15 protein-coding genes are annotated in these 18883 nt (G+C 55.4%); 6 read left to right on the top strand and 9 right to left on the bottom strand.

Going from position 1 to position 18883, the window contains the following annotated elements; translation table 11 throughout:
- Window positions 1–78: 78 nt before the first annotated feature.
- Complete coding sequence (locus tag LINBF2_RS05035) at window positions 79–942, top strand: TIGR00730 family Rossman fold protein (protein WP_281890901.1); 864 nt, start codon at window positions 79–81, stop codon at window positions 940–942.
- Here the strand turns inward: LINBF2_RS05035 and LINBF2_RS05030 are convergent.
- From LINBF2_RS05030 to LINBF2_RS05000, 7 genes are read right to left on the bottom strand one after another with little or no spacing between them, the layout of a single operon-like run.
- On the bottom strand, window positions 917–2068 hold the full coding sequence (locus LINBF2_RS05030; RefSeq protein ID WP_281890899.1) for an MFS transporter: 1152 nt from the start codon (window positions 2066–2068) through the stop codon (window positions 917–919). The two genes, LINBF2_RS05035 and LINBF2_RS05030, sit on opposite strands and share 26 nt — an antisense overlap.
- The gene (gene rmuC, locus LINBF2_RS05025) at window positions 2065–3315 is read right to left on the bottom strand and encodes a DNA recombination protein RmuC (protein ID WP_281890897.1); all 1251 of its coding nucleotides are present in this window, start codon (window positions 3313–3315) and stop codon (window positions 2065–2067) included. The genes LINBF2_RS05030 and rmuC overlap by 4 nt, the downstream gene beginning before the upstream one ends.
- Complete coding sequence (locus LINBF2_RS05020; RefSeq protein WP_281890895.1) at window positions 3315–4289, bottom strand: D-glycerate dehydrogenase; 975 nt, start codon at window positions 4287–4289, stop codon at window positions 3315–3317. The genes rmuC and LINBF2_RS05020 overlap by 1 nt, the downstream gene beginning before the upstream one ends.
- 13 nt (window positions 4290–4302) lie before the next feature.
- On the bottom strand, window positions 4303–5589 hold the full coding sequence (gene nhaD, locus LINBF2_RS05015; protein WP_281890893.1) for a sodium:proton antiporter NhaD: 1287 nt from the start codon (window positions 5587–5589) through the stop codon (window positions 4303–4305).
- 13 nt (window positions 5590–5602) lie between these two features.
- Window positions 5603–6787, bottom strand: coding sequence for a nicotinate phosphoribosyltransferase (pncB, locus tag LINBF2_RS05010; protein ID WP_104800286.1), 1185 nt, complete (start codon window positions 6785–6787; stop codon window positions 5603–5605).
- 20 nt (window positions 6788–6807) lie between these two features.
- Window positions 6808–7515: a nitroreductase gene (locus LINBF2_RS05005; protein WP_281890891.1), complete on the bottom strand. Its 708-nt coding sequence runs from the start codon at window positions 7513–7515 to the stop codon at window positions 6808–6810.
- Complete coding sequence (locus LINBF2_RS05000) at window positions 7512–8477, bottom strand: histone deacetylase (protein WP_281890889.1); 966 nt, start codon at window positions 8475–8477, stop codon at window positions 7512–7514. Before LINBF2_RS05000 ends, LINBF2_RS05005 begins: the two co-directional genes overlap by 4 nt.
- 194 nt (window positions 8478–8671) lie before the next feature.
- On the opposite strand from LINBF2_RS05000, the gene LINBF2_RS04995 reads away from it, so the two are divergent.
- Entirely contained in the window at window positions 8672–9214 is a 543-nt protein-coding gene (locus LINBF2_RS04995; RefSeq protein ID WP_104800283.1) for a phasin family protein, read from the top strand.
- Between the two features lie 97 nt (window positions 9215–9311).
- Here the strand turns inward: LINBF2_RS04995 and LINBF2_RS04990 are convergent, their stop codons facing one another.
- Window positions 9312–10229, bottom strand: coding sequence for a patatin-like phospholipase family protein (locus LINBF2_RS04990; protein ID WP_281890887.1), 918 nt, complete (start codon window positions 10227–10229; stop codon window positions 9312–9314).
- A 127-nt stretch (window positions 10230–10356) separates the two neighbouring features.
- Here LINBF2_RS04990 and LINBF2_RS04985 point away from each other — a divergent pair, with 127 nt between their 5' ends.
- The 4 genes from LINBF2_RS04985 to rpoD all read left to right on the top strand — a co-directional run bounded on the left by LINBF2_RS04985 (window position 10357) and on the right by rpoD (window position 17949).
- On the top strand, window positions 10357–11115 hold the full coding sequence (locus tag LINBF2_RS04985) for a 3-hydroxyacyl-CoA dehydrogenase (protein ID WP_104800282.1): 759 nt from the start codon (window positions 10357–10359) through the stop codon (window positions 11113–11115).
- Window positions 11116–11203: 88 nt separating this feature from the next.
- Window positions 11204–13402 carry an OsmC domain/YcaO domain-containing protein gene (locus tag LINBF2_RS04980; protein WP_281890884.1) on the top strand — a complete coding sequence of 733 codons (2199 nt, stop codon included), beginning with the start codon at window positions 11204–11206 and terminating at the stop codon, window positions 13400–13402.
- A 24-nt stretch (window positions 13403–13426) separates the two neighbouring features.
- Entirely contained in the window at window positions 13427–15328 is a 1902-nt protein-coding gene (gene dnaG / locus LINBF2_RS04975) for a DNA primase (RefSeq protein ID WP_281890883.1), read from the top strand.
- 251 nt (window positions 15329–15579) lie between these two features.
- The gene (gene rpoD / locus LINBF2_RS04970; RefSeq protein WP_104800279.1) at window positions 15580–17949 is read left to right on the top strand and encodes an RNA polymerase sigma factor RpoD; all 2370 of its coding nucleotides are present in this window, start codon (window positions 15580–15582) and stop codon (window positions 17947–17949) included.
- A gap of 79 nt (window positions 17950–18028) precedes the next feature.
- Here the strand turns inward: rpoD and LINBF2_RS04965 are convergent, their stop codons facing one another.
- Window positions 18029–18865, bottom strand: coding sequence for a class III extradiol dioxygenase family protein (locus LINBF2_RS04965; RefSeq protein ID WP_281890880.1), 837 nt, complete (start codon window positions 18863–18865; stop codon window positions 18029–18031).
- Window positions 18866–18883 lie beyond the last annotated feature (18 nt).

Below are 18883 nucleotides of genomic sequence, written 5' to 3'. Positions count from 1 at the left end.
GTTTAGCCAATCAAGGCTCCTTCGGGAGCCTTTTTTATGGCCCACGTATCCGTCATGTCTGCCATGTAACATCACTGCATGGATGGAATGCTAGACCCTCACGACCGACGCCTTGCCGAAGCTTGGGAAACTCTCAAAGCGCATTACGACAACGGCGACTCCCTCAAGCCAGAATCGAACCGATTGGCGTTTGCCGACCCCGAGTTTTTGCTGCGTCGCGAAACGCGCGGCTTGCGCATCCAAATGGAAATCCTCAAGCCCGATTTGGCGCAAATCGAGCGCGGCATCGAGCACACGGTGGTGATTTTTGGTAGCGCACGTTTTCGCAGCGAAGAAGCATCACACCTGCAACTCATGCAAGCACGCGCCAGCGGCGATGAAGCAGCGATTGCCAAAGCCGAAGTCTTGGTGCGCAACGCGCGTTATTACGAACAGTCACGCGCCTTGGCCCACACCATCACCAAATTTAGCGAAGGCAAAACCAACGGGCGCAAGCTGTTCATCTGCACGGGCGGTGGCCCCGGCATCATGGAAGCGGCCAACCGTGGAGCACAAGAAGCGGGCGGCATCAGCGTAGGGCTCAACATCGCCCTACCCCACGAACAAACACCCAACCCCTACATCACGCCCGGCCTGAGCTTCAAGTTCCACTACTTTGCCTTGCGCAAAATGCACTTCATGATGCGCGCCAAAGCCTTGGTGGCATTCCCTGGCGGCTTTGGCACCTTGGATGAGTTGTTTGAAACACTCACGCTGGTGCAGTGCAAAAAATCCAAGCCCGTGCCCATCGTGCTGTTTGGCAGTGCATATTGGAAGCGCTTGTTCAACCCCCACGTGCTGGTGGAAGAAGGCGTGATTTCCGAGGAAGACTTGGACTTGTTCACCTACGTCGACAGCGTGGACGACGCTTGGAACTTCATTCGCTCTTTTTATGAACTCTGAGCAAATACGCGCTGCGTGAGCCCAAGCCCACCACGGCTGACACACACCAAAACACCCCGCTGATGCCAATGACGGTGCCTGCTGCACCGAACACCATGGGCATCAGCACGCTCGATGCATTGATGCCCATCAAGCGCAAGCCCAGGGCCTCGCCATGCCGATGCTCTGGCGTGATTTGGTGCAAGGTACTCATGATCATGGGCTGAACACCGCCCAACGACAAGCCCACCAACACCGAGCATGCGCCCATCAACCAAGCCGTCTCGGTAAACGGATAGACGGCCAACATGAACGAAGTGACCAACATCGCACCCGTGACCACTTGCCACTCGTGCAAATGTGCGGCGATGAACGGCATCATCATGCGAATGAACGCTGCGGCCAGTGCAAATACGCCCAAGATGGTGCCAATCGCCGAAGCACTCAAGCCGCGTTCATGACCCAAGATGGGCACGACAAAGGTGTGCACATCCCAGCATGCTGACAAAAACCAATTGACCATCAGCAAGCGCCGAAACATGGGGTCGTTCAACAAATCCCAAGCGCTGTTGTTTTCGTGGCCTTCAGGCTTCACCACCTTGGGCAACTCATGCACTTGGCGAATCCACAACCAGGCGATCACGGGCAACAACGCCATGGCGGCAAACGCCCATTGAAAGCCAGTATGGTCAATCAACAAGCCCGCAACAAACGGGCCAATGAAGTTTGAAAATGCAGGCGCGATGGACAGCCAACTGAACGCTTGCTTCATCTGCGCCAAGCCCTGCGCGGCACGCCCCACGTGGCGTTGCAAAGCAATGATGGCAATGCCCGTGGCACCGCCCGTCATCAAACCACTGAAACACAACACAGGAAAGACGGGCCATACCGCGGCAGCGCCTGCACCGATGGCCCCCATGAGCACGCTCCACAACACAGGACGTTTCAAACCATGCAGGTCCGCATAGCGGCCTGCGGGCAAGGCCAAGAACACTTGGGTCAAGGCAAACATGGCGAGTAAAAAGCCAACGGCTGCTTCGCTCTGGCCATTGCGCAACGCCAGCAAAGGGGCGGCCATGCGCATGCCCGCCATACAAGCGTGCAGGCACACCTGGCCTGCAATCAGCTTGGTGAGTTCACGTTTCAAACTTTGGCGTCCGTGTCATCCAAGGCGTCGTCAAATTTGGGCAACAGGGCTTGCGCTTCGCCTTCAGGCAAGGCCTCTACATTTTTGAGCGCACGGCGCATTTGACGACTGCGTGTGTCAGCACGGTCCAAAGTGTCGGCCGCTTTTTGCACTTGCTCGCGCACCTTCTCCACCCAATCGCCATAACGCTCAAACTCGGTTTTGACGGCGCCTAATACTTTCCACACCTCAGAAGCTTGCTGTTCCAGCGCCAATGTGCGAAAGCCCATGTGCAAGCTGTTGAGCATGGCCAGCAAGGTGGTGGGGCCAGCGAGCGTAACGCGGTAGTCACGCTGCAAGGTGTCCATCAAACCGGGGCGACGCAACACCTCGGCATACAAGCCTTCTGTGGGCAAAAACAAAATCGCAAAGTCGGTGGTGTGCGGCGGTGCCAAGTAGCTCTCGGCAATGCTCTTGGCTTCGGTACGAATGCGCACTTCCAGCGCTTTGGCCGCCACCTCGGCAGCCACACCATCGGCGCGGTCCTGCGCATCGAGCAAGCGCTCGTAGTCTTCACGGGGAAACTTGGCATCAATCGGCAGCCACACGGGCTCACCATCTGCACCACCTCGACCGGGGAAGCGAATCGCAAAGTCCACACGCTGGTTGCTGCGCGGTTTGGTTTCCACTTGCTTAGCGTATTGCTCAATCGTGAGCACTTGTTCAAGCAAGGCTTCGAGTTGCACTTCGCCAAACATGCCGCGTGTTTTGACGTTGGTCAGCACGCGCTGCAAGCTGCCCACACCATCGGCCAGCTTTTGCATTTGACCCAGACCGTTGTGCACTTGCTCCAGTCGCTCCGCCACTTGTTTGAAGCTTTCAGACAAGCGCTTTTCCAGCGTGGTTTGCAGCTTCTCGTCCACCGTACGGCGCATTTCATCCAACTTGTCGGCATTGCTTTTTTGCAGCTGCTGCAACTGTTGGTTCAACGTATCGCCAATGCTCTTTTGCATCAGCGTGAGTTGCTGCACTTGGCTTTGCTGAAACAGCGCCAAGTTTTGCGTCAGTTCTTGGCGACCACCGCGGGATGACTCGGTAATTTCGGTGCGCAGCTCTCGCTCGATGCGCTCTAGCTTTTCATGCATGCTTTGCAGGCTCTGCTGCAAAGCTTGGACGGCGGCTTCGTTGTTGCCGCTGGGCCTGCGCAACAACACCAACAAAAGCAAGGCATTGAACGCGCCAACGCCTACCGCAATCCAAACTTCCATCACGCAGTCACCGTGTTCAAGGGGGTCACAGATTTGCCTTGCGTGAAATAGCTGATGAGGTTGTCAGCGGCCAAGTTGGCCATGGCCATGCGTGTGGGAATCGACGCGCTGGCAATGTGCGGTGTCAGCACCACATTGGGCACAGTTAACAAATCTGGATGCACTTTAGGCTCGCCTTCAAACACGTCCAAACCAGCGGCTGCAATTTGTTTGTTGCGCAAGGCCACAGCCAAAGCGGCATCGTCCACGATGCCACCGCGTGCGATGTTGATGAGCGTGGCCGTGGGCTTCATCTGCGCCAACTCCGCTGCACCAATGGTGTGATGCGATGCCGCGCTGTAGGGCACCACCAACATCACATGGTCTGCGGTTTTCAGCAACTCTTCTTTGCTCACATACGTGGCTTTGCATTCAGCTTCAGACTCGGCACTCAAGCGTGAACGGTTGTGATAAATCACCTTCATGCCAAAGCCATGTGCAGCCCGGCGGGCAATACCTTGGCCAATGCGGCCCATGCCCAAAATACCAATGGTGCTGCCGTGCACTTCGGCTCCCGCAAACATGTCGTAGCGCCATTGCGTCCACTCGCCACGGCGCAGGTAGTGTTCGCTCTCGGTGATGCGGCGCGCCGTGGCCATCAACAACGCAAAGCCAAAGTCGGCAGTGGTTTCAGTCAGCACATCGGGCGTGTTGCTGGCTTGCACACCTTGGGACGTCATGGAGGGCACATCAAAGTTGTTGTAACCCACGGCCATGTTGGCCACGGCTTTGAGGTTGGGGCAGGCGTTCAACACTTCTGCATCCACAGGGTCAGAACCGGTGGTGAGTGCACCCACGTGCTGGGACAGCGCTTGCGTCCAAGAAGCTTTGGTCCAAGGTGTGTCCGCTTGGTTGTCGGTCACAACAAAATGCTCGCGCAAGCGAACAAGCGTCTCTTCAAAAATAGGACGGGCGACGATGATTTTGGGTTTCATAGACAACTTTCAATTAATGCGTGAGCGCGTACTCAACGATGTAAAACACAGCACCAGAAAAGTAGCCAATCAAAGCTAGCCCACTGATTTTTTTAACGTACCAAACAAAATCAATTTTTTCCAATCCCATGGCTGCCACACCAGCGGCAGAACCGATGATCAAAATCGAGCCACCCGTGCCTGCGCAGTAAGCCAAGAACTCCCACAAGAAACTATCAGCGGGGTATTGCGTGAGGCTGTACATGCCCATCGATGCAGCCACCAGTGGCACGTTATCAACAATGGCACTGACCACGCCGATGATCATCACGATCACATCTTGACGCCCCACCGATTGGTCTAGCCAAGCGGCCAGGTCAGACAAGATATGGGTGTGTTCCAAGGTGGCGACTGACAACAAGATGCCAACAAAGAAAACAATGGACGGCATGTCAATGCGTGTGAGTGCATGCGTGAGCGACAAATGCGCTTTGTCTTCATGGTCTTTTGTGCGGTGCACCAAATCACCCACAAGCCACAGAACGCCCAAGCCAAACAGCACGCCCATGAAAGGCGGCAAGTGCGTCCACGTCTTGAAAGCTGGCACTGCGACCAAAATTCCAAGCCCTAAGAAAAACATGAGATTACGTTCAAACGCAGTGGTGACGTGCAAAGACTGCTCAGACACATTGGCCACGGGGGGCACCACAGCTTTTCCTTTGAGCAAAAAACTGGTCACAAACAACGGCACCAACAAGTTCACCAATGACGGTAAGAACAAGCCTTTGATGATTTCCAAAGCGGTGATTTGCCCGCCAATCCAAAGCATGGTGGTGGTCACATCACCAATGGGTGACCAAGCACCGCCTGCATTGGCCGCGATGATGATGATGCCGGCAAAGAACAAACGGTCTTCACGTTTGTCGAGTAGCTTCTTCATCAACGACACCATGACGATGGTCGTTGTGAGGTTGTCCAAAATAGCGCTCAGAAAAAACGTCACAAAACCCACCAACCACATCAGGCTTGAGAGCTTCGTGGTTTTGATGCGTGAGGTGATGACTTCAAAACCATTGTGCGCATCCACCACTTCAACGATGGCCATGGCCCCCATCAAAAAGAACACGATCTGCGCCGTACTGATGAGCGACTCGCTCAGGTGCTCACTCACCACATGGGCATCCCCTGTGTTCACAGCGTAGATGGTCCACAACAAACCTGCCCCCACCAAAGCCGATGCAGATTTGTTAATTTTGAGCGGATGCTCAAACGCGATGGCAGCATAGGCCAAGACAAAAATAACAACCAAAGCAGTCAACATACAAGCTCCAAAATTAAGCAGGTTGTGCGATGTCAAACACTTGACGCAAATACGCCAAATAATTTTCATCGTCACACATCCCTTTGCCAGGTGTGTCTGACAGTTTGGCCACAGGCTGGCCATTGCACTGCGTCATCTTGATGACGATTTGCAATGGCTCGTAGCCCAAGTCATTGGTCAAATTGGTGCCGATACCAAATGCCAATTGGCAACGGCCACGGAACTGTTGGTACAGAGCAATGATTTTTTCAACCGTCAATCCGTCAGAAAAAATCAAGGTCTTGGTCAGCGGATCCACACGGTTGTTGCGGTAGTGCGCAATCATGCGTTCACCCCACGTGAAGGGGTCGCCACTGTCATGGCGTGCGCCATCGAACAGTTTGCAAAAGTACATGTCGAAGTCGCGCAAGAACGGCTCAATGCCATACACATCGCTCAGGGCAATGCCCAAGTCACCACGGTATTCACGCGCCCAGGTCTCAAACCCAAACACTTGGCTGTCACGCAAGCGTGGCCCCAAAGCTTGGCAGGCTTGCAAGTACTCATGCGCCATGGTGCCCAAAGGCGTGAGGCCAAGCTTCATCGCAAACAAGGCATTGCTGGTACCCGCCAACTGCCCAGAGGGGCCCGTACCCAGCTTAGAGGTCAATACACGCAGCAACTCTTCGTGCCAAGCCCTTGAAAAGCGTCGACGTGTGCCGTAGTCGGCAATTTTCAAATCGCTCAAACGCTCGGCGTGCAAGGCATCAATCTTTTGATCCAGGCGCTTGCGACCCTCCAAGAAGTCAGGCACGGTTTGTGTGTTGCGAAAGTACACCTCATTGACGATGGCCAACACAGGAATCTCAAACAGAATGGTGTGCAACCAAGGGCCTTGAATGCTGATGTCAATCTCACCGTTTGGGAGTGCATTCACCTGGATGTATTTTTCATTCAGGCGAAACAGCCCCAAGAAGTCGACAAAGTCACTCTTGATGAAACGCAAGCTGCGCAGCCAAGTCAACTCGGCGTCTTGGAACTGCAAGCTGCACAGCGAGCGAATTTCGTCACGAATTTCCTGCACGTACGGTGCCAGTGCCACGCCGGGGTTGCGGCACTTGAATTTGTACGACACCTGCGCACTCGGGAACTGATGCAGCACGGCCTGCATCATGGTGAATTTGTAAAGGTCGGTGTCGAGCAGGCTGGTGATGATCATCGCAAACTAACTTAATAAACTCAGGCCACCCAGTGGGTGAACTCATTCACAGGCACGCGCGGCGTGACCAAGGTATTGACCTTGTCGCTCTCGTCGGCAAAGCCCAGTGACATACCGCACACCATCATCTCACCCTCGCCTGCACCGATGTGCGGCAGGATGATGCTGTGAAAACCATTCCACGCCGCTTGGGGGCACGTGTGCAAACCACGCGCACGCGCTGCGAGCATGATGTTTTGAATGAACATGCCGTAGTCGAGCAACGAACCACGGCCCATGATGGGGTCGATGGTGAACATCAAGCCCACGGGTGCATCGAAAAACTTGAAGTTGCGTTGCTGTTGCTCGTGCATACGGTCTTTGTCAGCTTTGCCAATGCCCAACAAGCCGTACAAGCTCCAGCCGTTTTCACGGCGGCGGTCGATGTAGGGGCTGACCCATTTTTCAGGGTAATAGTCGTATTGCTCTTGGTACTGCTGGGCCACTTCGGGGTTGGCGCGAATGGCTTCGTGTGCGGCACACACTTTGTCAGCCAAAGCATCACGCGTGGCACCTTGCAACACATAGACCTTCCAAGGCTGGGTGTTGGTACCCGAGGGCGCGCGGCTCGCGACTTGCAAAATTTCGGTGATGAGTTCGCGTGACACGGCTTGCTGTGTGAACGCGCGTGCAGACATGCGTGAAGTGATGGCGTGGTCCACAGCGGACACCGAAGCTGAATGCGTCATTGGTGAGTCTCCATAGGTTTGTTTGAATCTTTGTGTAGATTTTGCCAGCGTCGCCAGTACGCATAGGCGACACGGTAGGTGTTGACTTGCGCCTGCACTGTGTCAGCCATTTCTTTGCCGTAGCCCCCCGCCATCGAGAAAGCCAAGGGAATGCGTTTGGACCATGCCCAGTCAAACACCCGGCGGTCACGGGCCTCTAGGCCATCAAAGCTCAGGCTCAAGCGCCCCAAACGGTCGCCCTCGTGCGGGTCAGCGCCCGCCAGATAAATCACCAAACCTGGTGTGAAGCGGGCTTCTAGCTCGGCCAAAGCGTGTTCTAACGCCTCTAAATAAGCCGCATCAGCACAGCCATCGGGCAGTTCAATGTCTAAATCACTGGTTTCTTTGGCAAACGGAAAGTTGCGCGCTCCGTGCATGGACAGGGTGAACACCTGCTCGTCTCGCGCAAAGATGCGCGCTGTGCCGTTGCCTTGGTGCACATCCAAATCAATGATGGCCACCTTCAAGGGCTGCTTGTGCACACGACCCCACTCGGCTTGCATCAGGCGCGTGGCCACGGCTGCATCGTTGAACACACAAAAACCACTGCCCTTGTCCGCATACGCGTGGTGCGTGCCCCCTGCCAAGTTGGCCGACACCCCCTGCCCGCCAAACAAGGCCGTGCGTGCAGCCATCACCGTGGCACCTGCCGAGCGACGTGAGCGCTCAACCATGGCGGGCGTCCATGGAAAACCAATTTCTTTTTGCTGAGCCTCGCTCAATGTGCCTTGCACCACGGACTGGATGTAGCTGGGTGCATGCACCAAAGCCAGCTCGCCGTCACTCGCGGGCTCGGCTGCGGCCAACTCGACTTCGGGTAGTTCTGCGCCCAAACGCTCGCGCAGCAAGCGGTACTTGGCCATGGGAAAACGGTGGCCAGGCGGCAAGGGCAACACGAATTGGTCCGAATAGAAAGCGCGCATAACCCTTGAAAACCGCATGAAACAGGGATGCATTGTCACCAATTTGCAAAAACCTTCAGTTTTAGAACCTCACCTCTAATCAGCCCTTCCAAGCCCCAAACCCTCTTGCAAAGCTGCGGGATAACCCTAAACTTCAACCCAATGCTGCACCGCAACATTTTTTGCAAGCTCACTTAACTTTCTGGAGTATTCACATGATCAACGTCGAACAAATCGCCGCCACCAACAAAGCCAACCTGGACAACCTGTTTGGTTTGTCAAACAAGGCCTTCGCTGGCGTTGAAAAAATGGTTGAACTCAACCTCACTGCTGGCCGCGCCGCTTTGGCTGAGTCTGCTGCTCACGCACAAGCTGTGATGGGCGTGAAAGACGCACAAGAACTGATCGCTTTACAAACTAGCTTCTTGCAACCTTTGGCTGAGAAGTCTGCTGCTTACAGCCGCCACATCTATGACATCGCTCAAGGCACTGGCGCTGAATTCACCAAAGGCCTCGAAGGCAAAGCTGCTGAAGGCCAACACGCTGTTCAGGCTTACATCGAATCTGCTTTGAAAAATGCACCTGCTGGCTCTGAGCAAGCTGTGGCTTTCTTCAAACAAGCTGTGACTGCCAGCAACACCGCTGTGGAATCTGTGCAAAAAGCCGTCAAGCAAGCTGCTGACATGGCCGAGTCACACATCCAAACCGCCACTGAAACAGCTGTGAAAGCTTCAAAAAGCGCTGCTAAGAAGCGTTAATTTGTAACGATTGTCTCCTCGGATTCTTCGTCACCTCTGGGTGCAGGAATCCCTTCAAGGGCTCGCCGCAAGGCGGGCCCCTTTTTTTCGCCTGTCGTTATGGCGTTGCTAGAGCGGCCTTGAGTTTGGGCAAGGCTTGCAGCATGGCCGCACGACCTGCTTCAATCGAACGACGACGCGCCTTGAAGTCAGCGCTGCCTACATCGTGCAAGGCAGGGCGCACCACGAGGTCGGCATCGCGCAACTCAAGGGTGTTGATGCTCTTGCCCATGATGGTGAAGGTCTGCATCAAGATGTCAAACATGTCACCCGTTTTGCCGGACTCAGGCGGACTGGAAATGTCGATGGCCAACACATACTCGGCCCCCATCTGACGTGCATAACGCACAGGCACAGGTGACACCAAGCCACCGTCCACAAACTCTCGATTGCCAATGCGCACCGGCTCAAACACCGAAGGCACCGCACTCGACGCGCGCACCGCCGTGCCCACATCGCCACGCTGAAACAAAACGCCCTCGCCCGTTTTCAAATCAGTGGCCACGATGCCCAGTGGAATCTTCATCTCCTCAATGCGACGGCCACCCGTTTGCTTGCTGATGTAGCGGGCCAAGCCATCGCCACGCATCATGCCGCGCCCAAGCAGTGGCACAGTCCAGTCGGTGATGGTGGCTTCTTCCATGGTCTCTGCTGCTTTTTGCAGCTGCGCACCGTCTTTACCACTGGCATAAAACGCCGCCACCACGCTGCCGGCCGAGGTGCCCACCACCAAGTCGGGCTTGATGCCGGCCTCTTCAAGCACCTGAATTACACCCACGTGTGCAAAGCCACGCGCCGCACCCCCGCCCAAGGCCAAGCCCAACTTGGGCACGCGCTTGGTCACGGACGTTTCTGACGGACCAGTTTCGATGGGCGCCAAAGGCCCACGCGAAGAACAGCCGGCCAATACAGCCAGAATCAAAGCCAACACCCACACACGCGCACTGGACGCCGCCATTAACAAACGCAAATTCATGCAAAAACTTTCAACAGTCGATTTCTCTACTAGGGATTGTCCTAGATAGCAGCCAGAAGCCTTTGGCATCCCGCATAATTGACGTTTACGTAAACGTAAAGCAACCATCTAAATTTTGGAGACCCTCATGGACATCAAAGGCAAAGTTTTCATCGTCACCGGCGCAGCCTCTGGCTTGGGCGAAGGCACGGCACGTGCACTCGCTGCGAAAGGCGGCATCGTGGTCATCGCCGACATGCAAGCCGAGAAAGGCGAAGCCGTGGCCAAAGACATTGGTGGTGCCTTTGTGAAATGTGATGTGAGCAACGAGGCCGACGGCCAAGCCGTGGTGGCCAAAGCCGTGTCATTGGGCAAGCTCATGGGCTTGGTTAACTGCGCGGGCATTGCTCCAGCCGAAAAAACCGTGGGCAAAAACGGCGCGCATGCTCTGGCCTCGTTCAGCAAAACCATCACCATCAACCTTATTGGCAGCTTCAACATGATCCGCTTGGCCTCTGAAGCCATGTGCCGCAACGAACCCGAAGCCACAGGCGAGCGTGGTGTGTTGATCTCTACCGCGTCTGTGGCAGCGTATGACGGCCAAATTGGCCAAGCCGCTTACAGCGCCTCCAAAGGCGGCATCGTGGGCATGACCTTGCCCATCGCCCGCGACCTGGCCCGCAACGGCATTCGCAACATGACCATCGCCCCCGGCATCATGGGCACGCCCATGCTGTTTGGCATGCCCCAAGAAGTGCAAGACGCACTGGCCGCTGGCGTGCCCTTCCCTTCGCGCTTGGGCACCCCGCAAGACTACGCCAAGCTCGCTTTGCACATTTTTGAAAATGATTTGCTCAACGGCGAAGTGATTCGTTTGGATGGTGCGATTCGTTTGGCACCGAAATAAGCGCGAACTGGGCTTTATATACTGGGTACTCACGTGGTCGCCACCCTGGCGACCACTTTGTTTTGAGTCCTGTTTTTAAATATCGCCCATGGAAATCAAGGTCAACTTTCTCGACAAGCTTCGCCTAGAAGCCAAGTTCGATGATTTCACCGTCGTCGCTGACCAGCCCATCCGTTACAAAGGCGATGGCTCAGCCCCTGGCCCTTTCGATTATTTTCTAGCCTCGTCGGCTTTGTGTGCGGCATACTTTGTGAAGCTGTATTGCGTCACACGCAACATCCCCACCGAAAACATCCGTCTCTCGCAAAACAACATCGTTGACCCAGAGAACCGCTACCAACAGATTTTCAAAATTCAGGTGGAGTTGCCATCCGATATTCAGGAGGTCGACCGCCGCGGTATTTTGAATTCGATTGAGCGCTGCACTGTCAAAAAAGTGGTGCAAGCAGGCCCCGAGTTTGTCATCGAAGAAGTTGAGAACTTAGATGCCGATGCCCAGTCGCTGCTCACCCTCCAACCCAGCGCAGACACCCGCACCTACATCGTGGGCAAGGATTTACCGCTAGAGCAAACCATCGCCAACATGTCGAGCCTCTTGGCTAATCTAGGCATCAAGATTGAAATTGCCTCGTGGCGCAACATCATTCCCCATGTGTGGTCGCTCCACATCCGCGACGCCCATTCGCCCATGTGTTTCACCAATGGCAAGGGCTCAACCAAAGAAAGCGCGCTAGCCTCAGCCTTGGGCGAATACATCGAGCGTTTGAGCAACAACCATTTCTACGCCGGTGCTTTTTGGGGCGAAGACATCGCCAACGCGGCGTTTGTGCACTACCCAAATGAGCGTTGGTTCAAGCCTGGCAAGAAAGATGCGCTGCCCAAGGAAATTTTGGATGCGTACTGCCTCAACATCTACAACCCCGATGGTGAGTTGCGTGGCTCGCACCTCATCGACACCAACTCTGGCAATGCGCAGCGTGGCATCTGCGCACTGCCTTATGTACGCGAATCGGATGGCGAGGTGGTGTACTTCCCCACCAACCTGATCGAAAACCTGTTCGTCAGCAACGGCATGAGCGCCGGCAACACACTGGCCGAAGCGCAAGTGCAATGCCTGTCTGAAATTTTCGAACGCGCCGTCAAACGCGACATCATCGAAGGCGAAATCTGTTTACCCGACGTGCCTAAAGACGTGTTGGCCAAATACCCCAGCATCCTGGCGGGCATTCAAGGTTTGGAAGAACAAGGCTTTCCAGTACTGGTGAAAGACGCGTCATTGGGTGGCACCTATCCTGTGATGTGCGTGACGTTGATGAACCCGCGCACTGGCGGTGTGTTCGCCTCGTTCGGCGCGCACCCCAGTTTTGAAGTGGCGTTAGAGCGCAGCCTCACCGAACTGCTGCAAGGCCGCAGCTTTGAAGGCCTGAACGACTTGCCTGCGCCCACATTCGAAAGCAACGCCGTCACCGAACCCAACAACTTTGTAGAGCATTTCATTGACTCCAGCGGTATCGTGTCGTGGCGCTTTTTCAGAGCCAAAGCTGACTACGAATTTGTGGAATGGGACTTCTCTAGCCAAGGTGAAAACTCCAACGCGCAAGAAGCCTCGACTTTGTTTGGCATTCTCAAAGACCTAGGCAAAGAGGTCTACACCGCGGTGCATGACCAGCTAGGCGCCATCGCCTGCCGCATTTTGGTGCCTGGCTACTCAGAGGTGTACCCCGTTGAAGATTTGATTTGGGACAACACCAACAAAGCGCTGCTATTTCGCGAAGACATCCTCAACTTGCATCGCTTGGACGACGCCCGCTTGTCTGAGCTACTGGAACGCTTAGAGAACAACGAGTTGGACGACTACTCTGACATTGCCACGTTGATTGGCATCGAATTTGATGAAAACACCGTCTGGGGACAACTGACAGTGCTGGAGCTCAAGCTCTTGATTCAACTTGCCTTGAAGCACCATGAAGAAGCCCAAGAACTTGTGAGCGCTTTTCTTCAATACAACGACAACACGGTCGATCGCGGTTTGTTTTACCAAGCCTTGAACGTGGTGCTGGAAGTGATGCTCGATCCAGACCTAGAACTGGAAGACTACGACGTGAATTTCCGCCGGATGTTTGGCAACGAACGAATGAACGCTGTCATGGGCTCTGTCGATGGCAGCCTGCGTTTCTACGGGCTCACCCCCACAAGCATGAAACTCGAAGGTCTGGATAGACACCACCGCCTCATCGACAGCTACAAGAAACTGCACCAAGCGCGCGCCGCAAAGGGCGACGCCTAAAATCAGGCGACACCCTTTTCACTTATGGCCATCCCCCAGTCCTTCATTCAAGAGCTTCTAGCACGCGTCGATGTGGTCGAGGTGGTCGGCCGCTATGTGCAGCTCAAAAAAGGCGGGGCCAACTTCATGGGGCTGTGCCCGTTTCACGGCGAGAAGTCGCCGTCGTTTTCGGTGAGCCCCGCCAAGCAGTTTTTCCATTGCTTCGGCTGCGGCAAAAACGGCAATGCCATTGGCTTCTTGATGGAGCATGCGGGCATGACCTTCGTCGAAGCGGTGAAGGACTTGGCGCAAAACATCGGCATGCAAGTGCCAGAAGACGATGCGTCGCCGCAAGACCGCGCCCGCGCTGCCGAGCAACGCCAAAAGCAAGCCACCCTCACCGACGTGCTGGAAAAAGCAGGCGAATCGTTCCGCAAACATTTGCGCAACTCACCGAAAGCGATTGAGTATTTCAAAGGCCGCGGCCTGAGCGGCGAAATTGCCAAACAGTTTGGCCTGGGCTACGCCCCCGAAGGTTGGCGAAGCTTGGCCAGCGTGTTCCCCGATTACCAAGACCCGCTTCTGGCAGAGAGCGGCTTGGTCATCGTGAACCAAGAAGACGGTGAAGAAGAGAAACGCTACGACCGTTTCCGCGACCGCGTGATGTTCCCCATCCGCAACGTCAAGGGCGAATGCATTGGCTTTGGTGGCCGCGTGTTGTTTGAGGGCACGCCCAAATATTTGAATTCCCCCGAAACCCCTGTGTTCAGCAAAGGCCGCGAGTTGTACGGCCTGTTTGAAGCCCGCAACGGGCTGCGAGACGCCGGCTATGTGCTGGTGACCGAGGGCTACATGGACGTGGTGGCCTTGGCGCAGCTGGGCTTTCCCAATGCCGTGGCCACACTGGGCACAGCGTGCACAACAGACCATGTGCAAAAACTGTTTCGCTTCACCGACAACGTGGTGTTCAGCTTTGACGGCGATGGCGCAGGCCGCCGCGCTGCACGCAAGGCGCTGGATGGCGCATTGCCCTACGCCACCGACGTGCGCAGTGTGAAGTTTTTGTTCTTGCCTGCTGAGCACGACCCCGACAGCTACATCCGAGAATTTGGCAAAGAAGCCTTTGCCCACTGCGTGACCGAAGCCATGCCCTTGAGCCGCTTTCTCATCGAAGTGGCCCGCGAAGGCTGCGACCTGCACACGGCTGAAGGCCGCGCCCACATGGCCAGCAACGCCAAGCCGATGTGGATGGCCTTGCCTGATGGTGCGTTGAAGCGCCAGTTGCTCAGCGAAATCGCCGAGCTGGCCGACTTAGGCAACCACGAGCTGCAAGACCTGTGGATGCCAGCCCCCGCAGCTGCGCCCGCACGCACCGGTGAATTTAAAAAATCATCCAAGTTCAAACCCCGTGAACCCTACGCGCCCAAAACCTACAAGCGTGGCACACGCCTGATTCCACAAGGCCGCGCCGACCACGCTGCACGGGTGCTGCTTTCGCACATGGACTTGTGGGACGACCTCTCCACAGAAGACCACAACCTCTTGTGCGAACTCGCCCCACCCCACGGCCCGCTGTTTGTGTGGCTGGACCACCAACACCACGAACACGGCAACCAAGCTTGGGGCGCATTGCGCGAAGGCCTGCGCGAGCATGAATCAGAAGACCTCGCCCTGCGCGTCATGGCCACCGCCTTCACCCCACTCATGGACGACGAAGGCAAGCCCATGCCCGAGAGCCTGACGCCCGAGCAACAACACAAAGAAGCTGGCCTAGAGCTGCGCGGTATCTTGAACAAAATTTTGTTTGAAAGCCTGGACGCGCAAATGAAAGAGGCCATCGCCGAAGCCGCCGCCGACCCAACGGCCATGCTGCGCTACAAAGCCCTGTTTGAGCGGCGCAAGCAGCTGGGCCTGATTCCGCAAAAACTGGTCGAAAGCCAAGATTGATGCGCCTGCGGCCAATCTAAGGCCACCGTTTTGGGTATAATCCAAACTTAGCAAGTGCGACAGCAGCACCTCCGGGCCCGGCCAACCGTGACACAAGCGCACGACTCGCCACTTCACCGCAAGGACTGCACACCAAATGTTCGCCCAATCCGCTTGCTTCTAGAGGTTCACACTTCACCCCCCTTTTCTCTTTTCCCGCGCCGGGTTTTTGTGGCGCTGTGTATTCGTTTCTTTGATGTCTAGGAGTTTTCATGCCTGTTGACCGCAATTCCAAGAAGCCTGCCAAGCCTGTAGCCAAGAAGGTGGTTCCCAAACCTACCGTCAAAGCCACAACCAAAGCAGTTACGAAGCCAGTCGCAAAACCCGTTGCAAAAACGGCTACCAAACCGGTAGTCAAAACCGCTGCTAAACCAGCAGCCAAGCCCGCAACGAAAGCCAAGTCAGTGCCCGCATCGAAAACAAAAGCTGCTGAAAAGCCAGTCACCAAACCCGTCGTGAAATCAATCCCCAAAGCCGAGGACACGAAGAAAAAAGCTTCGGCCGTAGAAGCCCACGCCCCTAAAGCAGCTGCCAAAAAAGCCCCCGCAAAAAAAGCAACCAAGGCCAAAGGTAAAAAAGCCGGCGGTGACGACGAAGACCTCGGCGACATCGAAGCCGACCTCGAAGGCGAGCCCGTCATCGAACCAGGTGCAGAAAAGGTCAAGCCCCTGCGCATGAAGATCAGCAAGGCCAAAGAACGTGCCTTGATGAAAGAATTCGGTTTGGACGAAACCGTGCTGTCTGAAGAAGACATGCAAAAGCGTCGCTCACGCCTGAAAACCCTGATCAAACTCGGTAAGACACGTGGCTACCTGACCCACGGTGAAATTTCTGACCACTTGCCCGACAAGTTGGTCGATGCTGAAACCCTCGAAGTGGTGATCAGCATGTTGAACGACATGGGCGTCGCTGTTTACGAACACACGCCTGACGCAGAAACGCTGCTGCTCAACAACAACACGCCCACCGCCGCCACCGAAGAAGAAGCCGAAGAAGAAGCCGAAGCGGCTTTGTCAACGGTGGACAGCGAGTTTGGCCGCACGACCGATCCCGTGCGCATGTACATGCGCGAAATGGGCACGGTTGAGTTGCTGACACGTGAAGGCGAGATTGAGATTGCCAAGCGCATCGAAGGCGGCTTGATGGACATGATGGCCGCGATCAGCGGCTCACCTGCCACCATCGCTGCGGTGTTGGCCATGGCTGAAGACATTCGTGAAAACAAAGTGGTCATCTCCACCATCGTGGACGGTTTCAACAACCTCAACGAAGCCGATGACTATGTGGCCGAAGAAGACTTCGACGAATTTGACGAAGAAGACGATGACGACGGCAAAGGCGGCTCTAAAGCGCTGACCAAGAAATTGGAAGAGTTGAAGAATGCAGCCCTTGAGCGCTTCGACCGCATGATTGTGTTGTTCGAAAAACTGCGCAAGACCTACGACAAAGAAGGCTATGGCACCCCTGCTTACATGAAGGCACAAACCGCATTGACCGCAGAGTTGATGGGCATTCGCTTCACCGCCAAGACCATTGAGAAATTGTGCGAATCTGTGCGCGGCCAAGTCGACGATGTGCGCAAGAACGAACGCGAACTGCGCCGCATCATCGTGGACAAGTGCGGCATGCCGCAAGCCACGTTCATCAAAGACTTTCCACCGAACTTGCTCAACCTCAAGTGGGTTGAAAAGCAAGCTGCTGCTGGCAAACCATGGTCGACCACCATGGGCCGTTACATCCCACCGGTTCAAGACTTGCAGCAAAAATTGATGGACTTGCAGTCCCGAGTGGTCGTGCCTTTGGAGCAACTCAAAGACATCAACAAACGCATGAATGCCGGCGAGCGCAGCTCACGCGGCGCGAAGAAAGAAATGATCGAAGCCAACTTGCGCTTGGTCATTTCCATCGCCAAGAAATACACCAACCGTGGTTTGCAATTCCTCGACTTGATCCAAGAAGGCAACATCGGTTTGATGAAGGCCGTGGACAAGTTTGAATACCGTCGCGGCTACAAGTTCTCGACCTACGCCACATGGTGGATTCGCCAAGCGATCACGCGTTCTATCGCCGATCAGGCACGCACCATCCGTATTCCTGTGCACATGATCGAGACCATCAACAAGATGAACCGCATCAGCCGCCAACACTTGCAAGAGTTTGGTTTCGAGCCCGATGCCAGCGTCTTGGCCGAGAAGATGGAAATTCCAGAAGACAAGATCCGCAAGATCATGAAGATCGCCAAAGAGCCGATCTCTATGGAAACACCGATCGGTGATGATGACGACAGCCACTTGGGCGATTTCATCGAAGATGGCGTCAACACAGCGCCTATCGAAGCCGCCATGCAAGCAGGCTTGCGTGATGTGGTCAAAGACATCTTGGATGGCCTCACCCCACGCGAAGCCAAAGTGCTGCGCATGCGCTTTGGTATCGAAATGGCAATGGACCACACCTTGGAAGAGGTAGGCAAACAGTTTGACGTCACGCGCGAGCGCATCCGTCAAATCGAAGCCAAGGCTTTGCGCAAGTTGAAGCACCCCAGTCGCAGCGACAAACTGCGCAGCTTCATCGACACGATGTAATGCCCCTGCCCCGCTTTTGCGGGGCAACAAAAAACCCCGCCTGTTTGCACCGGCGGGGTTTTTCTTTTGCGGCTTTTTTTTATTCGGTCGCCAACGCCATCACGCCAGTGGCTGTGTTGGAAATTGGGATGTGATAGTTCTGGTGCACAGGCTTCACATGGTCGCCCAAGGCGCCGCGCATGGCCAACCACATGACCAGCTCCACGCCTTGCGTGCCAGTCTTTTCGACCAACTCGTGGATGCTGAACTGCGTGGCCCACTCGGGGTTCTTTTGCAGACTGTCCATGAATTCCAAATCAAACGCCTTGTTGATGTGGCCTGCCCGCTCGCCGTCGAGTTGATGGCTCAAACCACCGGTGCCCAAAATGGCCACGTTCAAGTCGCTGTCCCAGCTGCGAATGGCGTCGCCCACGGCTTTGCCCAGGTTGTAGCAACGCTTGGCCGATGGCAAGGGGAACTGCACGGTATTGATACAAATCGGCACGGTCAGCACAGGGCATGTGTCGCCAGGCCAGAACAATTTGAGCGGCAAGGTGAACGCATGGTCGACCAACATTTCTTGACACGTCACCACATCAAATTCTTTCTCCACCAGCTCGTTGATGATGTGCCATGACAAATCAGGCGCACCTTTAAACGGTGGCAAGGTGGGAATGCCCCAACCTTCATCGGCGTTGTTGTACTGCGCTGCAGCACCCACGGCAAAGGTGGGCATTTTGTCGAGGAAGAAGTTCAACCCGTGGTCGTTGTAGAACACCACAGCCACATCGGGCTTGACCTTGCCCAACCACTCGTGAATAGGTGGGAAGCCATCGAAGAATGGTTTCCAGTACGGGTCTTGCTGAATGCCTTTGGCAATCGCGCCACCAATAGAAGGGATGTGTGATGAGGCGAGGCCGCCAACGATGTGTGCCATGGTGTGTCTCCTAGATGT

Origin of the sequence: Limnohabitans sp. TEGF004 (genome assembly GCF_027924965.1) — a bacterium.
Taxonomy (GTDB): domain Bacteria; phylum Pseudomonadota; class Gammaproteobacteria; order Burkholderiales; family Burkholderiaceae_C; genus Limnohabitans.
The sequence above is the reverse complement of the archived record's forward strand: the minus strand, read 5'-3'. Positions and strand labels throughout refer to the sequence as shown.